Genomic DNA, 1,343 nt, shown 5'->3' with positions numbered 1-1,343 from the left:
GTGAGCACTGCTTGATTAGGTCGCTGATAGTTCTCCTGCTGGCTGCGCGAAGGTGGTGATCGGTATCGAGAACGGGAGGACCGTTGAGACTGTTCGTGGGAGATGACTGGGCCGAGGACCATCACGATGTGGAGGTGATGGATAGTGCCGGTCGTCGTCTGGCCAAGGCGCGTGTGCCCGAGGGCGTGGCTGGGATGGCGAAGTTGCATGCGATCGTCGGGGATCTGGTCGGCGACGACGCCGACGAGGCCGACGAGGCCGAGATCCTGGTCGGGATCGAGACCGACCGTGGCCCTTGGGTCGCGGCGCTGATCGCCGCCGGATACACGGTTTTGGCAGTAAACCCGTTGCAGGCGAGCCGGTTTCGTGACCGGCTGGGGTTTTCCGGGGCCAAGAGCGATGCGGGGGATGCGCATGTGCTGGCGGACATGGTCCGCACCCACGCCCACGAACTGCGACCGGTCGCGGGGGACTCCGCGCGCGCCGAGGCGATCAAGGTGGTGGCCCGCACCCACAAGACGATGATCTGGGAACGGACCCGCCACACCCAGCGGCTGCGCCACGCCTTGGGTGACTATTTCCCCGCCGCGCTGGTCGCCTTCGACGACCTCGATGCCGCCGACACGCTGGAATTGCTGGCCAAAGCGCCCACCCCGGCCCAGGCCGCGCGGCTGACGATCGCTCAGATCAGCGCCGCGCTCAAACGTGCACGACGCCGCGACATCCCGGCAAAAGCCGCAGCAATCCAGACCACGTTGCGGTCCGAGCAGCTCGGTCAACCCGAGGTCGTGGCCGAAGCCTACGCCGCGTCGGTGCAGGCGCTGCTGGCGGTACTGGGCGTCCTCAACACCCAGATCAAGACTCTGCAAGGCCAGGTCGAGGCCCATTTTGGGCAGCACCCGGCCGCTGAGATCATCTTGTCCCAGCCAGGTTTAGGGACGATCCTCGGTGCTCGGGTGCTTGCAGAGTTCGGCGACGACCCCACCCGCTACGCCAGCGCCAAAGCCCGCAAGAACTACGCGGGCACCTCCCCGATCACCCGAGCCTCGGGCAAGAAGAAGGTTGTCCTGGCCCGGTTCGTGCACAACGACAGGCTCATCGACGCCCTCACCACACAAGCGTTCAGCGCACTGCAGTGGTCTCCCGGCGCCCGCGCCTACTACGACCGCCAGCGCGCCCGCGGCGTCGGCCACAGCCCCGCCCTGCGCCAGCTCGCCAACAGGCTCGTGGGCATCCTGCACGGCTGCCTCAAAACCGGGACCCTCTACGACGAAGCCACTGCCTGGCCACAACTGACAGAGAAGGCTGCAGCTTGACATTCAAGCTCCTGGGATGTCTCTGTG

At 66.4% G+C, this 1,343-nt stretch carries 1 protein-coding gene; it reads left to right on the top strand.

Going from position 1 to position 1,343, the window contains the following annotated elements:
- The first annotated feature begins 83 nt into the window (after positions 1 to 83).
- Complete coding sequence (locus NA11_RS43625) at positions 84 to 1,316, top strand: IS110 family RNA-guided transposase (protein ID WP_084655608.1); 1,233 nt, start codon at positions 84 to 86, stop codon at positions 1,314 to 1,316.
- Positions 1,317 to 1,343: the final 27 nt, after the last annotated feature.

The organism is Nocardia altamirensis NBRC 108246 (assembly GCF_001612685.1).
Classification (GTDB): Bacteria; Actinomycetota; Actinomycetes; order Mycobacteriales; family Mycobacteriaceae; genus Nocardia; species Nocardia altamirensis.
The sequence above is the reverse complement of the archived record's forward strand: the minus strand, read 5'-3'. Positions and strand labels throughout refer to the sequence as shown.